This window comes from Lentzea xerophila (genome assembly GCF_051094245.1).
In the GTDB taxonomy this organism is placed as follows: Bacteria; Actinomycetota; Actinomycetes; order Mycobacteriales; family Pseudonocardiaceae; genus Lentzea; species Lentzea xerophila.
The window spans coordinates 6,889,271-6,905,201 of record NZ_CP194934.1 but is presented as its reverse complement, the minus strand read 5'-3'; the positions used below and the strand labels follow the sequence as shown (position 1 = coordinate 6,905,201).

Here is a 15,931-nt window from a genome sequence, read left to right as displayed (position 1 = left end):
GCGACAGGGCGGACGGCCATCAGGCCAGCAAATCCGCCAGGAGGTCATCGAGCACCAATTCCTCCTCGACGTGACGGCCGGCGCTGCTCATCGTCGGTGCCAGGATGGGATCCCAGCGGACTGGTCGTTACCGAAGAACGCCACGAAGCACTCACCGTCGTCGCGCTGCGGTTTCCAGGCGAGCTCCAGTTTCTCCTTGTTGCGGAAGACGGCGGCCTTGTTGGTTGCGAACGTGCTCAGGACGGCCTGGTACACGTCATGGCGCATCGAGGCCGGAAACGGCCGGCAGGCTCCGCTGAGCAGCCACTCGTCGGCTATCGGCACGATGCGCGTCTACAGGAAGGAGCGCTCGGGCATGCGCTTGAACATCCAAAGGCAGTTGTTCGAACGAATCCGGTAGGTCAGTTCATCGGCCAGGTTGAGCGCGCGAGTGTTTCGCCGTCACGTGCCTCGATCTCGAACATGCCCTCGACAACGTCCTGCCAGCCGAGCAGCATCGCCTTGTCGTCCTCGGCCGACGTACCAGGAGGCCTGCTTGCGGAGACGGCGCGCTTCGGTGCGTGGGTGGGCGGCGGGAGCGGCTGTTCTGCCACAGGATTCCGGTGCCGAGCAGGCCGAGAGCGATAACGCCGACGGCACCCATCATGGGCCAGGGCGCGGGAGTGAACGACGTGCGTGCGGGGACGAAGTCGTGTGGGGACAGGCGTTGATCAGTACGTGCCGAATCCCCGACATCAGGCGCAGGAAATCACCTTCGACAACGACCTCGAGTCGTTGATGTACCTCGCGCACCGCGGGTACACGGACAAGGCGGAACTGGTCGACGGGGTACTGGCAGCCGAACTCGTGCTGCCCGCCGATCTTACTCGCGAACCGAGAAAGCATCTCGTCATGCGCAAGGACGTTGTGGACGTCTTCGCGTCGGAACGCACGCGGCCGCGTGGCTGGCCGCGGCATTGGCACCGGTTTCGCGGGGTGGAGCCGGCTGTGGTCCTGGACGCGCTGGAGCGGCCTGTCACGGTGCTGGTGACCGCGCAGGGCGGAGTTCAGTTCGAGGTACCGGGCGATCTGCTCGTCGACGGGCTGCGCGAAGTGATCACGATGGGGTGATCCGCGTGGTGGCGCCGAGCAACGAACGGGCTGCGTCGCGCCGATCGGCCTAATCTCCCGCCATGCGGACGAGGCTGACCCCGATGCAGCAGGCGGTGGTGGATGCCGGGCGCGCGTTGCCGCAGCTCATCGATCCGCTGGAGGTCGAGCTCCAGGTCAGTGCTTTCGTGGGGCCGTTCGCTGACAACGAGGAGTTGTGGGAGGTCGTCGTCCGGCACCTGGGGGAGGTGCCGAGCCGGCGCAGTGCGGCGTTGCTGACGGCGCTGGGGCATCTGTTGCCTGGGCTGCCCGGGGTGTGGGCGCAGGAGGCCGCGCGCCGTCAGTCCGCACCGAAGTGGGATCTGGGAGCGCTCACATTCGGGGAGTGCTGGATCGGTGACCGGTCGATCGACGCGGGATACCTGGCGCTGCTGTGCAGTTATTCGTACGGTGACGCGCCTCATGCCATGGTTTTCATGATCGACGAAATCAGTGGGAGCCTCACGCGGCACGCGTTTCTGACGCGGCAGGTGGAGGAGGCGCTGGCTCGGTTGCGGGACGAGATGCGGTTGGAGCTGATCACGCCGGTGGCGGCTCACTGGCTGCTCAGCCGCAGCTACGACCGGTTCGAGCGGCGGCCTGGGCTCGGGGTGAGCACGGACGTGCACCAGACCCGGTTGGTCGCGCGAAGGCGAATCGCACTCGCGATGGATTAGGTGCCTGCGCGAATCGCAACGTGGTGATTCATCCGACTGTGCACATTGTCTGTAGCTCGAACGTGGGTGGCCTACTACTGTCCGGGATGTCGATCACAGGACGGAGGGATGGTCGTGGCCGCTCTTCTCGGGCGTGATGATCAGGCCCTCAGTCGTGTCCCTGACCAGGCGCGGCACCCGTGGTTGTCAGTCGCGACCCAGCGCTTCGGGCAGACGACCGCGCTGAGCCAGTTGCTGCTGGGCGCGACACTTGGCTTCGGCATGACGTTCTGGGACGCGTTCCTCGCGCTCACGATCGGGGCCGTGCTGCTCAATGCCGTGGCGATCACGGTCGGGGTCATCGGACAGCGGGAAGGCCTCTCGACGGCGATTCTGAGCCGGTGGACCGGGTTCGGGCACGCCGGGTCGGCGGTGCTCGGGCTGATCATCGCCCTGTCGTGCACCGGGTGGTTCGGGGTGCAGACCGGGCTGGCGGGGATGACGCTCGCCACCGTCGCCGGGGGGTTGCCGGCGCCTGTGTGGTCGTTGCTCTTCGGAATCGCCGTGACGGTCATCGCGGCCTATGGCGTGCGGTGGATGGCGTGGACGGCGTACGTGGCGGTGCCCGCGTTCCTGCTGTTGCTCGGCTGGCTCGTGCTGACCAACGTCAACGATGTCAGCGCCGCGCTCAGTGGTCCCGCGCCGGGGCCCTCGATCGGGATGCTGACGGCGATCACGCTGGTCACCGGCAGTTTCATCGTCGGGGCGGCGATCGCGCCGGACATGACGCGCTTCAACCGCAACGAGCGGGACGTCGTCAAGCAGACGGTTCTCGGGATCACGCTCGGCGAGTGGGTCATCAGCCTCGCCGGGGTGCTTCTCGCGCACGGGCTCGGCACGACGGACGTCCTGGGCGTCATCAGCGCGTCCGGCGGGTGGATCGGCGCGCTGATCGTGGTCACGGCGGCGCTGAAGATCAACGAATGGAACCTCTACTCGGCCTCGCTCGGGCTCGTGAACTTCTTCGACGCCGTGTTCGCGCTCCGCATCAGCCGGGCGCAGGTGACCGTCATCGTCGGGTGCGCCGGCAGTGTTCTCTCGGCGGCGGGGATCGTGCACCAGTTCAGCCACTTCCTGGTGTTGCTGGGCGTGGTGTTCCCGCCCGTCGCCGGGATCATGATCGCCGAGTACTTCGTCGTGCGGCGGTGGCGCAACGAGATCATCTCCACACGGCCGTACGTGCCGCGCTCGGCGCCCTCGTGGGTGCCCGCCACGGTGGTCATCTGGCCCGCTTCGGCCGTCGCCGGCGAGTTCGTGGCGTTCGGACAGTCCAGTGTGAACTCACTCGTGCTCGCGTTCGCGCTGTACGTCTGCGCCGGGCGGCTGGACCTGCTCCGCATGAGGACGCGCCGGGCCACCAACCGTAAGGTGGCCGAGGAAGCAGCGGCCGCCTGAGTACGGACACGCACACATCGGTATCGACGTCGGCGGCACGACGACGACATCGGCATGCTCACAACGGTTTCCCGCGCGAGGCGTCGTCCGAGGTGCTCATCAGCGGCGTGCGCACGAACCTGCGGATGCCGGATGTCCGCTCGGTCGGCCTCGGGGCGGCAGCGGCCGGAGATCGGCGTCGGTCACCAACGGTGCCGGATGGGACGTGGGCCGGGCAGCCGACGACCGCGCGGACATCCTGATCGGACGTCAGGCCGTCGACGCCTGATCGACACGGGTCGGTTGATGATGTTCCTTCACGTCACCGGTTGCTTCTCGCGGGTGAGGGAACAGGCCTCGTCCGGTGGCACTGCTGTCAGAGCGAGGTCAGTCCACGGTCAGATCGGTCGGCAATCATCAGCGGCGCCGTGTCGATGTGTCCCACCGGGAGTGCCTCATGACTGCACGTCTGCCGCTGACCGACGGCCAGAAGGACATCTGGTTCGACGAGAAGCTGACCGGTGGGGGACCGGCCTACAACACGGCGGCCTACTGGGACATCCGCGGACCGCTGGACGCGGGGCTCTTCCGGTCCGCCGTGCGGCGGCTGGTGGACGAGGCGGAGTGCGCGCGGGCCCGGTTCGTGGAGGATGAAGGCGAGCCGTGGCAGGTCGTCGAGCCGCTGCCGGTGGTGCCCATGGCCGAGCACGATCTGAGCGGCCACGAGGATCCGGACGCGGCGGTGGCGGAGTGGGTCGCGGCCGACCTGCGGGAGCCGTTCTCGATCGAGGACTTCCCGCTGTTCCGGTTCGCGTTGCTGCGCCTGGCGGACGACCGCGTGGTGTTCTACATGTGCAACCACCACCTGATGTCGGACGGCTTCAGCTACGTCATCTACTGGCAGCGCCTGGCCGCGATCTACGAGGCGATGAGTGCTGGCGCGTCGCTCGACGAGGGCGCTTTCCCGCGGTTGGACACCTTGCTGGAGGCCGAGAACGACTACCGCGGGTCCGAGCGCGCCGAGCGCGACCGGCGGTTCTGGGAGGAGCGGGGCGGCGAGGTCGAGCCGGTGAGCCTCTCCGTGCGTGACGCGGTTCCCGCGGCGGAGTTCCTGCGCAGGGACGGGATGCTGCCCGAGAGTGTGGCCGAGTTGCTGCGGGCCAGGGCCTGGGAGGCCAGGGTCAACTGGCAGGTCGTCGTGCTGGCGGCGGTCGCCACCTACACGGCACGCCTGGCGGGCACGCGCGAGGTGTTGCTGTCGTTGCCGGTGCACGCGCGGGCCGGTGCGCGGATGCAGGCCGTGCCCGGCATGGTCAACAACTATCTGCCGGTGAGGGTGCGTACGAACCCGGAGCAGACCAGGGCCGAGCTGCTCGGGGAGGTCGCGCGTGAGTTCACCGCGGTGCTCAGGCATCAGCGGCACCGGATCAGCCGCATTCGCCGGCAGATGGGGCTCGCCAGCGACGACCGCCGGCCGTTCGGGCCGTTTGTCAACATCATCCCGCAGGTCAGTGAGCTAACTATCGGTGAGTGCGAGGTTTTCGCGCACAGCCCGTCGACGGGGCTGGTGGACGACTTCGAGGTCACGGTCGCGGACACCGGGACCGCAGGCATCCAGGTCAACGTCAGCGGCAACGTCGCGCTGTACTCGGCCGGAGAGATGGACGCCCACCTCGGCAGGTTCCTGGCTTTCACGGAAGGGTTCGTGAAGGCCGGCGACGACCTGCCGCTCGGGCGGTTGCCGGTGACAGGGCCCGGCGAGGTCCTGTCGTTGCTGGACGGGCCGCGGCGCGACCAGGACGACAGGGATGTCGTCACGCGGGTGCGCGAGGTCGCCGTGCGTCAGCCGGATGCCGCCGCGGTCGGCGAGCTGACGTACGCCGAGCTGGTGGCCAGGGCGAGTGCCTTGTCCCGCAGGCACCAGCCGGGCGAGGTCGTGGCCGTGCTCGCCGGACGCGGGGAAGAGTTCGTCACCGCGGTTCTCGGCGTGCTCGGTGCGGGTGCGGCGTACCTGCCGCTGGATGTCGCCTCGCCGGTGACGCGGCTGGAGTCGCTCGTCGCCGACGCCGGGGTGGCTCGGGTCGTGACCACCGTGGAGCACGAGGGGCTGGCGCGGGAGATCGCGCCGAGGGCCGGGATCGTGGTGCTGGGTGTCGAGAAGGACGAAGAGCTGGTCCCGGTAAGGGGATGCGACCGTGACGATCTCGCGTACGTGATCTTCACGTCCGGGTCGACCGGAAAGCCCAAAGGCGCGATGGTGCACCACGGCGGCATGATGAACCACCTGCTGGCGAAGGTGGAGGACCTCGACCTGTCCTCAAAGGACACGGTCGTGTTCAACGCGCCGGTCACGTTCGACATCTCGGTGTGGCAGATGCTGGCGCCACTGCTGGCAGGAGCGCACGTGCGGGTGGCCGACGACGACGTCGCCGCCGATCCCGACGCGTTGTTCGCGATGCCTGCCACCGTGCTGGAGGTCGTGCCGTCGTTGCTGCGCGCCGCACTGGACGCGTGGGACATCGGCACCGCACCGGAACTGCCGAGGCTGCGCAGCCTGGTGGTGACCGGTGAGCCGTTGCCCGTGTCGCTGTGTCACCGTTGGCACGAACGCTTTCCCGCAGTGCCGATCGTGAACGCGTACGGGCCGACGGAGTGCTCGGACGACGTGACGCACGCGGTGATCAGGCCCGGCGACGTCGACGGGCATCGCGCGCCGATCGGTTGCCCGGTCCGCAACACACGGCTCTACGTGCTGGGCGACGAGCTGCGGCCCGTGCCCGCCGGCTCGATCGGCGAGCTCTACGTCGGCGGGTCCGGGGTCGGGCGGGGATACCTCGGCGACCGTGGCCGCACGGCGCTCGCGTTCCTGCCGGACCCGTTCGGCGAGCGGGGAGAGCGCATGTACCGCACTGGCGACCGGGTGGTGCTCCGCCAGGACGGCCGGCTGGAGTTCGTGGAACGGCGCGATCATCAGGTCAAGATCCGCGGCCACCGGGTCGAGCTCGGCGAGGTCGAGGCCGCGGTGCGCGCGGTGCCTGGGGTCCGGGACGGGGTCGTGGTCGCCGACGAGGCCGGCGGACGCCCGCGGCTCGTCGGGTATGTCGTCCCGGATGCGGGACTGGACACCGGCGCGCTGCCGCGTGAGCTCGCGAAGGCGTTGCCCGAACACATGGTGCCGGCGGCGTTCGTCGTGCTCGACGCGTTACCGCTCACCACCGCGGGCAAGGTCGACCGCAAGGCGTTGCCACGGCCGGAGGCGGTCAGTGCGGCGGCACGCACGGCGCTCAACCCGGTCGAGCATGTCCTGTGCACGGTCGTCGCCGAGGTGCTTGGCGTGCCGTCGGTCGGCGCGGAGGACAGCTTCTTCGCACTCGGCGGCGACAGCATCAGCGCGATCCAGGTCGTGGCCCGTGCGCGGGCGGCCGGGCTGCGACTCGCCCCGCGCGACGTGTTCCGGCGCAAGTCCGTCCGCGAGCTCGCGACCGTGGCGACCATGCTGACGACCGCGCCACCCAGGCCGGCCGACGACGGCGTGGGCGAGGTCGAGCTGACGCCGGTCGTCCACCAGCTGAGGGAGATCGCGGGCGGGCGGCTCGACCTGATCACGGGGTACAGCCAGCACGTCGTGCTCGATGCACCGGCCGGGCTGCACGAGACCGGCCTCGTGCGCGCGGTGCGGGCCGTGCTCGACCGGCACGACGCCCTGCGCACGTGCCTGCGCATTCCGGTGGAGGGCGTGTGGGCACTGGAGGTCCTGCCGCGTGACGCCGTGGACGCCGCCGCGCTCGTCCACAGTGTGTCCACTGTGGACGAGAAAGCGCTGGCTGCCGCCCGCGCGAGGCTGCGGCCCGCCCAGGGGGTGATGCTCCAGGTGATCCACGACGGTGACACGCTGGGTCTCGTCGCGCATCACCTCGTCGTCGACGGCGTGTCGTGGCGGATCCTGCTCGGCGACCTGCTGGCGGCCTGCCAGGGCGGCACGCTGGAGCCGGTGGGCACCTCCGTGCGCCGCTGGGCCCGGCTGCTGGCCGAGCAGTCGCGGTCGCGATCCCGGATGACGGAACTGCCGGTGTGGCTGGACCAGCTGCGCGGTGACGACGCCCCACTCGGCAACCGGCCGCTCGACCCGGAGCGGGACACACACGCCACGGCGCGGCGGCTCACGGCCGAACTGCCCGACGTGGCCGGTGTGGCAGCGGCCTTCCACGCCGGCGTCGACGACATCCTGTTGTCCGCACTGGCGATCGCCGTCACGGAGTGGCGTGGCACCGCGTCACCCGTGCGCGTCGAGGTGGAACGGCATGGCCGCGAACACCTCGCGGACGACGTGGACCCGTCCCGCTCGGCCGGCTGGTTCACGAGCTTCCACCCCGTCGCGCTGACCGCCGGCGACCGCGCGGACCTCGGCGCCGCGGTGAAGCGGCTCAAGGAACAGCTGCGGGCACTGCCGGAGGACCGGCTGGGCTTCGGCCTGCTGCGGTACGGCAACCCGCAGACCCAGGCCGTCCTCGCCCGTTTCCCGGCGCCCCAGCTCGCGTTCAACCATCTCGGCCGCTTCGCCGGCGGGGTGGTGCGTTCCGGGGGCGTGGCGGCTGATCCCGGTCTCCCGCTGCGGCACGTCGTCGAGGTGACCGCCGTCACGACGGACCGCGACGGCGTCCCGGTGCTGTCCGCCGACGTCGTGTGGGCGGGTGAGCTGCTGTCCGAAGAGGACGTGCGGGGCCTGACCACGATCTGGGCGCGGGTGCTGGGCGAGCTCGCCGGGCACGCGGGCGGGCACACCCCGGCGGACTTTCCGCTGGTGCCGATCGGCCAGGCGGAGATCGAGGAGTACGAGGCCGCCGGCGCGGTGGCGGACGTGCTGCCGCTGTCCCCGTTGCAGAAAGGCCTGCTGTTCCAGGCCGAGTTCGACGACGACGGCGTCGACGTCTACACGCTGCAGATCACCATGGACGCCGAGGGACCGCTGGACGTCGACCGGCTCCGCGCCGCCGCCGGCGCGCTGATGAGGCGCCACCCCAGCCTGCGGGCGAGCTTCCGGTACCGCACGTCGGGTGACGCCGTGCAGGTGATCGCCGCGCAGGCCGAGCCCGAGGTCGGCGAGGTCTCGCTGACCGAGGCCGAAGCCGACCGGTTCACCGACGACGAGTGGCTGCGCCGGTTCGACGTCACCCGCCCGCCGTTGCTGCGGTTCACCGTGGTGCGGCTCGGCGGCGAGCGGTTCCGTCTGGTGATCACGGCCCATCACATCCTGGTGGACGGCTGGTCGATGTCCGCGATCCTCGGGCGCGAGTTGCTCACGTTGCTCGCCAACGGGGCGAACACCTCGGCACTGCCCGCCGCCGTGCCGTACCGCGACTACCACGACTGGCTCGCCGTCCAGGACGAGCAGGGCGCGCGGGAGGCGTGGGAGGCCGAGCTGGCCGGTGTGACGGAGGCGACGAGGCTCGGCCCGGCGGACCGCGGCCGCGTCCACCTGCTGCCGGAGGTGCTGACCACCGACCTGCCCGACCACCTCACCGAACGGCTGCACCGCTTCGCCCGCGGGCACGGCCTCACGCTGAACACGGTGATGGAGGGCTGCTGGGCGGTGCTGCTCGGCCGGTTGACCGGACGCGACGACGTCGTGTTCGGCACGGTCAGCTCGGGCCGGCCGCCGGAGCTGCCGGGAATGGAGTCCATGGTCGGGGTGTTCATGCACACCCTGCCGGTGCGGGTGCGGCTGGACCCGTGGCAGCCGTTCGCCGCGATGCTGACCGATCTGCAGGAACGCCTGGCCGCCATGGAGGAGCACCAGCACCTGGGGCTCGCCGAGGTGCAGCGCGCCACCGGTGTCGGCGAGCTGTTCGACACCGTCGTCAGCTACCACAACTATCCGGTCGACGACGTGGACCGCCTGGCGGGCGTGCTGCCCGGCGTCACCGTGCTGGGCTGGCAGGCCAGGGTGATCTCGGAGTACCCGCTGGCACTCGGCGTCTTCCCCGGCGACCGCGTCCGGCTGCAGGCGCAGTACCGCCCGGACGTGTTCGAGAAGTCCTTTGTGGACTCCTTGGTCGAACGGTTCGTGCGCCTGCTCGACCAGCTCGTCACCGCGCCGGACGTCCCGCTCGGCCGGGCGGGCGTGCTCGCCGGTGACGAACGTGAGCTGATCCTCGGGCCGTGGGCAGGGCGTCCGGTCGTCGGTGCGGACGTCCTCGTACCCGAGGTGTTCCAGGCGAGGGTGCGGGAGGCGCCGGACGCCCCGGCGGTGGACTTCGGCCCGGCCGTCGTCGGCTACGGTGAGCTGAACGAGCGGGCGAACCGCCTGGCCCGCCTGCTGGTCCGGCACGGCGTCGGGCCCGGCGAGCTGGTCGCGCTGATGTTCGGCCGGTCGGTCGAGATGATCGTCGCCGCACTGGCCGTGCTCAAGGCCGGTGGCGCCTACCTGCCGATCGACCCGTCGTACCCGGAGAACCGCATCGGCTTCCTGCTGGCGGACTCCGCGCCGGTCATCACCCTGTCCACAGTGGACGTCGAGGTCGCGGTGCCGGGTGCGGTGCTGAAGCTCGACGACCCCGAGATCGTGCGGAAGCTGGCCTCGTTCGCCGGCACCGACCTCACCGACGCGGACCGGTCCGCGCCGTCGCGTCCTGGCCACCCGGCGTACGTCATCTACACCTCCGGGTCGACCGGCAAGCCGAAGGGCGTGGTCGTGGACCACTCCGGGTTCGTCGCGATGATCGACAGCCTCGCCGAGTGCTTCAGCGTGGACGCCTCGACGCGGGTGCTGCAGTTCGCGTCCTACAGCTTCGACTTCTCGGTGTGGGAGATGGGGGTCGCGCTGCTGAAGGGCGGCACGGCGGTGATCGCCGGGGATGAGGCCCGCGCGCCCGGGCCGGCGCTCGTAGAGCTGCTCAACGACCGCCGCGTCACACTGGCCGGTCTGCCGCCCGCGGTCGTCGCCGCCCTGCCGGAGCACACCGAGCTGCCGCACGGCATGACGCTCGTGACCGCCGGTGAGGCGCTCGCACCCGCGGTAGCGGGGCGGTGGGCGCCGAGGTACCGGATGTTCAACGGCTACGGCCCCACGGAGACCGTGGTCGGCGCGACGGTCAGCGCGCCGCTGTCCGGCGAGGGACGTCCGCCGATCGGGCGGCCGACCTCCGCGCACCGCGTGTACGTGCTGGACCCGAGCCTGCAGCCGGTTCCGGAGGGGGTGGTCGGGGAGCTGTACGTCAGCCAGCACCTCGCGGTCGGCTACCTGAACCGGGCCGGGCTGACCGCGCTGAGGTTCGTCGCCGACCCGTTCGCCGGTGCGGGGGAACGCATGTACCGCACCGGGGACCTGGTGCGGTGGCTGCCCGATGGTGACCTCGACTACGTGGGCCGGATCGACGACCAGGTGCAGCTGCGTGGGTTCCGCATCGAGCTGCCGGAGATCGAGTCGGTGCTGACCTCCCACGACCTCGTGGCGCGGGCGGCGGTGATCGTCCGCGACGACGACCCCGACGACCCGCGGCTCGTGGCCTACGTCGTGACCACGGACGGCGCGCTGCCACCGGATCTGCGCGACCACGCGGCCGAGTCGCTGCCCGCCTACATGCTGCCGTCGGCGTGGGTCGTCCTGCCGGAGCTCCCGCTGACCAGCCGGGGCAAGCTGGACCGTGCCGCGCTGCCGGCACCCGACCGGGCCGGTGCGCGCGGCCGGGCACCGCGCACCCCGGTCCAGGAGATCCTGTGCGGGATCTTCGCCGAGGTGCTGGGGGTGCCCGAGGTCGGTCTCGACGACGACTTCTTCGACTCCGGTGGCCATTCGCTGCACGCGACCAGGGCCATCGCGAGGATCCGCTCCGCACTCGGCGCCGAGGTGCCGATCCGTGCCCTGTTCGAGGCCCGTACGGTGGCCGCCCTCGCCGGTCGGGTCGAGACCGCCGGGCAGGCACGTCCGGCACTGCGGCCGCGTACCGCGGAGCTTCCCGACGGCGACCGGATCGAGCCGTTGTCGGCCGCGCAGCGCAGGCTGTGGTTCGTCAACCGGCTGCACGACGAGGCGTCCACCTACAACGTGCCGTTGGCGCTGCGCATGTCCGGCAGGCTCGACACCGACGCGCTGCAGGCGGCGCTGCGGGACCTGGTGGAACGGCACGAGGTGCTGCGGTCGGTGTTCCCGGAGACCGATGGCGAGCCGTGCCAGCGCGTGCTGGCCGAGCCCGCCGGACAACCCTTGCTGTGCGCGGTGAACGTGCGTGAGGACGAGCTTGCCGCCGTTGTCTCCGCCGAGTCCGTGCGCAGGTTCGACCTCGCCGCCGCACCACCGTTGCGCGCCACGCTGCTCGTGCTCGGTTCCGACGAACACCTGTTGCTGCTGGTGTTCCACCACATCGTGTTCGACGGCTGGTCGATCACGCCGTTGACCACCGACCTGATGACGGCCTACCGCGCCCGCTGCGCCGGGCGGGCCCCGAAGTGGCGGCCGTTGCCGGTCACCTACGCGGACTACACGGCGTGGCAACGGGAACTGCTCGGCACCAGGGAGGAGCCGACCGGGACGTACACCGCCCAGCTCGAGTACTGGCGGACCGCGCTCGCCGGACTGCCCGACGAGATCGCCCTGCCGACGGACTTCGCCCGGCCCGCTGTCGGCGACGACCGCGGCGGTCAGGTCGCGTTCACCGTCGAACCGGAGCTGCACCGCGGCCTGTTGCGGCTGGCCCGCACGTCCGGCGCAAGCCTGTTCATGGTCCTGCAGGCCGCGCTGGCCGGTCTGCTGACGCGCCTCGGCGCCGGCACGGACATCCCGCTGGGCAGCCCGATCGCCGGTCGCACCGACGAGGCGCTGCACGACCTGGTCGGATACTTCGTGAACACCCTGGTGCTGCGCACGGACACGGCGGGCGACCCGGCTTTCGGTGAGCTTGTCGAGCGGGTCCGGGAGCGCGACCTGTCCGCCTACGCCCACCAGGACCTGCCGTTCGACGACGTGGTCGAGGCCCTGAACCCGGTGCGGTCCCTGAGCAGGCAGGCGTTGTTCCAGGTGATGCTGGCGCTGCAGACCGGGCACGGCGCACCCGTCGTGCTACCGGGGCTGACCGTGCGCGGCGAGTTCGTGCCGTCGGCCACCACCAAGTTCGACCTGATCGTCCAGTTCCTCGAACCGGTCGACGACGGGTCGGCCACCACCGAGACCGGCATGACCGGCCTGATCGACTACCGCGCGGACCTGTTCACCGCGGCGACCGTCGAGCGCATCGCAGGGCGGCTGGTGCGGGTGCTGCGCGCCGTCGTCGCCGATCCCGGGCTGCGGCTCAGCCAGGTGGACGTGCTCGAACCGGACGAACGGCAGCGGATGCTGGTGTCCTGGAACGACACCGTGCGGGAGGTGCCGGACGCGACGCTGCCCGCGTTGTTCGAGGCGCAGGTCCGCCGCACGCCTGACGCGTGTGCGGTCGCGGCCGGTACGGACGAACTGTCCTATATGGAGCTGAACGCGCGGGCGAACCGGCTGGCGCGGTACCTGCGGCGGCTGGGCGCCGGCCCGGAACGGGTCGTCGCGATCGCGTTGCCGAGGACGACTGATCTGGTCGTGGCCGTGCAGGCGGTGCTCAAGTCGGGTGCCGCGTACCTGCCGGTCGACGCGGAGCACCCGGCGGAGCGGATCGCCGGGATGTTCGCCGAGACCGAGCCGGTGTGCGTCATCACCACGTCCGCGACGGCGGCCAAGGTGGCGCAGGGGCTGCCGGTCGTGCTCCCCGGCGACCCTGCGATCGCCGCGCTGCCGTCCGGCGATCTGTCCGATGTGGACATCGAGGGCGGGAACGCGGCCTACCTCGTCTACACCTCCGGTTCCACCGGACGGCCCAAGGGCACCGTGGTCGAGCATCGGTCCGCGGTCAACTACTTGGCCTGGTCCCTGGACGCGTACCCGTCGCTGACCTCCGGAGCGTTGCTGCACTCGCCGTTGTCGTTCGACCTCACCGTGACGGGGCTGCACGGACCGCTGATCTCCGGCGGTTGTGTGCACCTCGCGGAACTGTCGGAGCACGGTCTGGCCGAGGGCAGCGCGGCTGCCGTCGCCGGGGTGGACTTTCTCAAGGCCACCCCGAGTCACCTGGCGCTGCTGCAGGTGCTGCCGGACGCGTACTCACCGCGCCGTGAGCTGGTGCTCGGCGGTGAACCGCTGCCCGGTGACCACCTTGACGTGTGGCGGCGGGCGCATCCGGGAGTCCGGGTCGTCAACGAGTACGGGCCCACCGAGACCACGGTCGGCTGCACGTCGTTCGCGATCGAGCCTGGTGACGAGGTACCCGCGGAGGTTCTGTCGATCGGCAGGCCGCTGTGGAACACACGGGTCTACGTGCTCGACGGCCACCTGCGCCCGGTGCCGGCCGGGGTCGTCGGGGAGCTTTACGTCGCCGGGGCGAACGTCGCTCGCGGCTACGTGGGCCGGCCGGGGCTGACGGCCGAGCGGTTCGTGGCCGACCCGTTCGGCGGGCCCGGTGAGCGCCTGTACCGCACCGGCGACCTCGTGCGCTGGGACGACGGCGGCGAGCTGCGGTTCGCGGGCCGGGCCGACGACCAGGTCAAGATCCGCGGGTTCCGGGTCGAGCTCGGTGAGGTCGAGTCGGTGCTGGCTCGGCACGAGTCGGTCCGGCAGGTGGCCGTCGCCGCCCGCCAGGACAGCGAGGGACGCCGCCTCGTCGCCTATGTGGTGGGGGACCTCGACCCCGGCACGCTGATCCGGTACGCCGAGACCGCGCTGCCGGAGTACATGGTCCCGTCCGCCGTCGTGATGCTGCCCGTCTTGCCGTTGACCGCCAACGGAAAGCTGGACCGGCGGGCACTCCCGGCACCGGACGTCCCGCACGGTGGCGACCCCACTCCGGCGAAGACGCCCGAGGAGCGGACGTTGTGCTCGATCATGGCTGAGGTGCTGGGAGTGCCGCGGATCGGCGCGGAGGACAACTTCTTCGACTCAGGCGGCGACAGCGTCCGGGTGGTCAAGGTCGTGAGCCGCGCCCGCAAGGCGGGCCTGATGATCACGATCGCGGACGTGTTCGTGCACCAGAGCGCGCGGGCACTCGCCGGGACGCTCGCGCCGGCCGAAGCCCGGCCGAAGGCGGCCAGCAGCGGCACGGTCATGGCCGGCGCGCTGGAGGAGCTGGAGGCACAGGACGAGTTCGACCCGTTCGGCGTGCTGCTGCGGATGAAGCACACCGGGGACCGGGCGCCGTTGTTCTGTGTCCACAGTGGAGTCGGGTTCGCCCTGCCGTACCTGGGTCTGGCCAAACACCTCGGTCCCGAGTACCCGCTCTATGGCATTCAGGACCCGTCGGTCACCGAGCTGGCCCCGGTGCCGCACTCGATCGCGGCGATGGCGGACGACTACGTCCGGCGGATGAAGCAGGTCCAGCCGGAGGGCCCGTACCACCTGCTCGGCTGGTCGTTCGGCGGCATCGTCGCGTACGAGATCGCGGCACGGTTGCAGGCCGCGGGCGACGAGGTGGGCCTGCTGGCCAATCTGGACGCCTACCCCCGCACCGATCTCGAACAGCGCGACGACGAGCAGGTGATGTTCGGCTGGCTGCTGGAGCTCGTCGGGCACAGCCGGGAGGAGTTCGCCGGCCGCGAGGTCACCCCGTCGGACGTCCTCGCCGTGCTGCGCGCGGACAACAACCCGCTCGCCGCGCTCGGTGAACAACGTGTGGCGGCCATGGTCGAGGGGATGCGCAACCACGACGTGCTGCTGAAGAACTACGAGCCCAGCCCGTACCGCGGCCGGATGCTGCTGTTCACCGCGGTCGCCGGCCAGACGCCGGAGGCCGTCGAGGAGAAGGCCGGGCGCTGGTCGTCCTTCGTGGATGGACAGATCGCCACCTACCGGATCAACTGCGCGCACGACGACATGATGAGCCCGGAACCACTGGCCCAGGTCGGTGTGGTCGTCACCGCCGAGCTCGATCGGACGACGTCGTGACGGTAGAGGTGCTCGCCATGGCCGGCCGGCGGCTGCGCCAGCTGCGGCGCAGCCCCGGGCGGCTGCTCGGGGTCACGCTGAGCCCGCTCGTGTCGCTGGTCGTGCTCGGTTACCTGTTCCGGGACACGATCTCGGTGGGGGGCGGGAACTATCAGGAGTACCTGTTCGCGGGCGCGGCGATCCAGGTCGGTCTCGCCGGGGTCGGCCCGACCGCCATCGCGGTCGCCACGGACCTGCGCACCGGCGCGTTCGACAGGTACCGGTCGCTGCCGATCAGCAGGGTCGCGGTACCGCTCGGGCACACCGCGGGCGACTTCCTGCTGTCACTGTTCGCGCTCGGCATCGTCGTGGTCGTCGGCACCCTGCTCGGCTGGCATTCGCACACCGGGCTCGTGCCGACGCTGCAGGGGTTCGCGGTGGTGGTCGTCTTCAGCTACGTGATGCTCTGGGTGGGCGTGCTGTTCGGCTCGATCATGGGCAACCTCGAGTCGATCAGCTCGGTGACGCAGTTCCTCGTCGTCGTCCTTCCCTTCTTCTCCAACGCCTTCCTGCCTGTGTCGAGCCTGCCCGCGCTGGTCCGGCCGATCGCGGAGTGGAACCCGATCAGTGCGGTGATGACGCTGTGCCGCGACCTGTGGGGCAACGGGGCGGCACCCGTGTCCGGGTCGCCCTACCTGGTCGCGGGCGCGACCCTGCTGGTCCTGCTGGCCGCGAGCCTGGCGGTCGGCGTGCGCAGGTTCGCGACCGCCGGGTGAGTCCA

Annotated in this window: 8 protein-coding genes and 2 pseudogenes; 7 read left to right on the top strand and 3 right to left on the bottom strand. The window is 70.8% G+C overall.

The window, feature by feature from the left end:
* Window positions 1-19: 19 nt before the first annotated feature.
* The 3 genes from ACRSBM_RS32800 to ACRSBM_RS32790 form a co-directional block, all read right to left on the bottom strand.
* Window positions 20-91 carry a hypothetical protein gene (locus ACRSBM_RS32800; RefSeq protein ID WP_434453311.1) on the bottom strand — a complete coding sequence of 24 codons (72 nt, stop codon included), beginning with the start codon at window positions 89-91 and terminating at the stop codon, window positions 20-22.
* The gene (locus ACRSBM_RS32795; RefSeq protein ID WP_434449438.1) at window positions 88-324 is read right to left on the bottom strand and encodes a hypothetical protein; all 237 of its coding nucleotides are present in this window, start codon (window positions 322-324) and stop codon (window positions 88-90) included. Before ACRSBM_RS32795 ends, ACRSBM_RS32800 begins: the two co-directional genes overlap by 4 nt.
* A gap of 77 nt (window positions 325-401) precedes the next feature.
* Window positions 402-593 (bottom strand): hypothetical protein, encoded by a 192-nt coding sequence (locus ACRSBM_RS32790; RefSeq protein WP_434449436.1) that lies wholly within the window; start codon window positions 591-593, stop codon window positions 402-404.
* A gap of 124 nt (window positions 594-717) precedes the next feature.
* On the opposite strand from ACRSBM_RS32790, the gene ACRSBM_RS32785 reads away from it, so the two are divergent.
* The 7 genes and pseudogenes from ACRSBM_RS32785 (at window position 718) to ACRSBM_RS32755 (ending at window position 15,926) form a co-directional block, all read left to right on the top strand.
* Window positions 718-1,110, top strand: a complete 393-nt coding sequence (locus ACRSBM_RS32785) for a hypothetical protein (RefSeq protein WP_434449433.1) — start codon at window positions 718-720, stop codon at window positions 1,108-1,110.
* A 62-nt stretch (window positions 1,111-1,172) separates the two neighbouring features.
* Window positions 1,173-1,805, top strand: coding sequence for a hypothetical protein (locus tag ACRSBM_RS32780; protein ID WP_434449431.1), 633 nt, complete (start codon window positions 1,173-1,175; stop codon window positions 1,803-1,805).
* A 183-nt stretch (window positions 1,806-1,988) separates the two neighbouring features.
* On the top strand, window positions 1,989-3,239 hold the full coding sequence (locus ACRSBM_RS32775; protein ID WP_434449428.1) for a purine-cytosine permease family protein: 1,251 nt from the start codon (window positions 1,989-1,991) through the stop codon (window positions 3,237-3,239).
* A gap of 436 nt (window positions 3,240-3,675) precedes the next feature.
* Window positions 3,676-6,690: pseudogene (locus ACRSBM_RS32770) on the top strand (amino acid adenylation domain-containing protein); the annotation flags it as partial.
* Between the two features lie 21 nt (window positions 6,691-6,711).
* Window positions 6,712-8,037 (top strand): annotated as a pseudogene (locus tag ACRSBM_RS32765) (condensation domain-containing protein); the annotation flags it as partial.
* The gene (locus tag ACRSBM_RS32760) at window positions 8,020-15,171 is read left to right on the top strand and encodes an amino acid adenylation domain-containing protein (RefSeq protein WP_434453309.1); all 7,152 of its coding nucleotides are present in this window, start codon (window positions 8,020-8,022) and stop codon (window positions 15,169-15,171) included. The pseudogene ACRSBM_RS32765 and the gene ACRSBM_RS32760, both read left to right, overlap by 18 nt.
* Window positions 15,168-15,926: an ABC transporter permease gene (locus ACRSBM_RS32755; protein ID WP_434449425.1), complete on the top strand. Its 759-nt coding sequence runs from the start codon at window positions 15,168-15,170 to the stop codon at window positions 15,924-15,926. Before ACRSBM_RS32760 ends, ACRSBM_RS32755 begins: the two co-directional genes overlap by 4 nt.
* Window positions 15,927-15,931 lie beyond the last annotated feature (5 nt).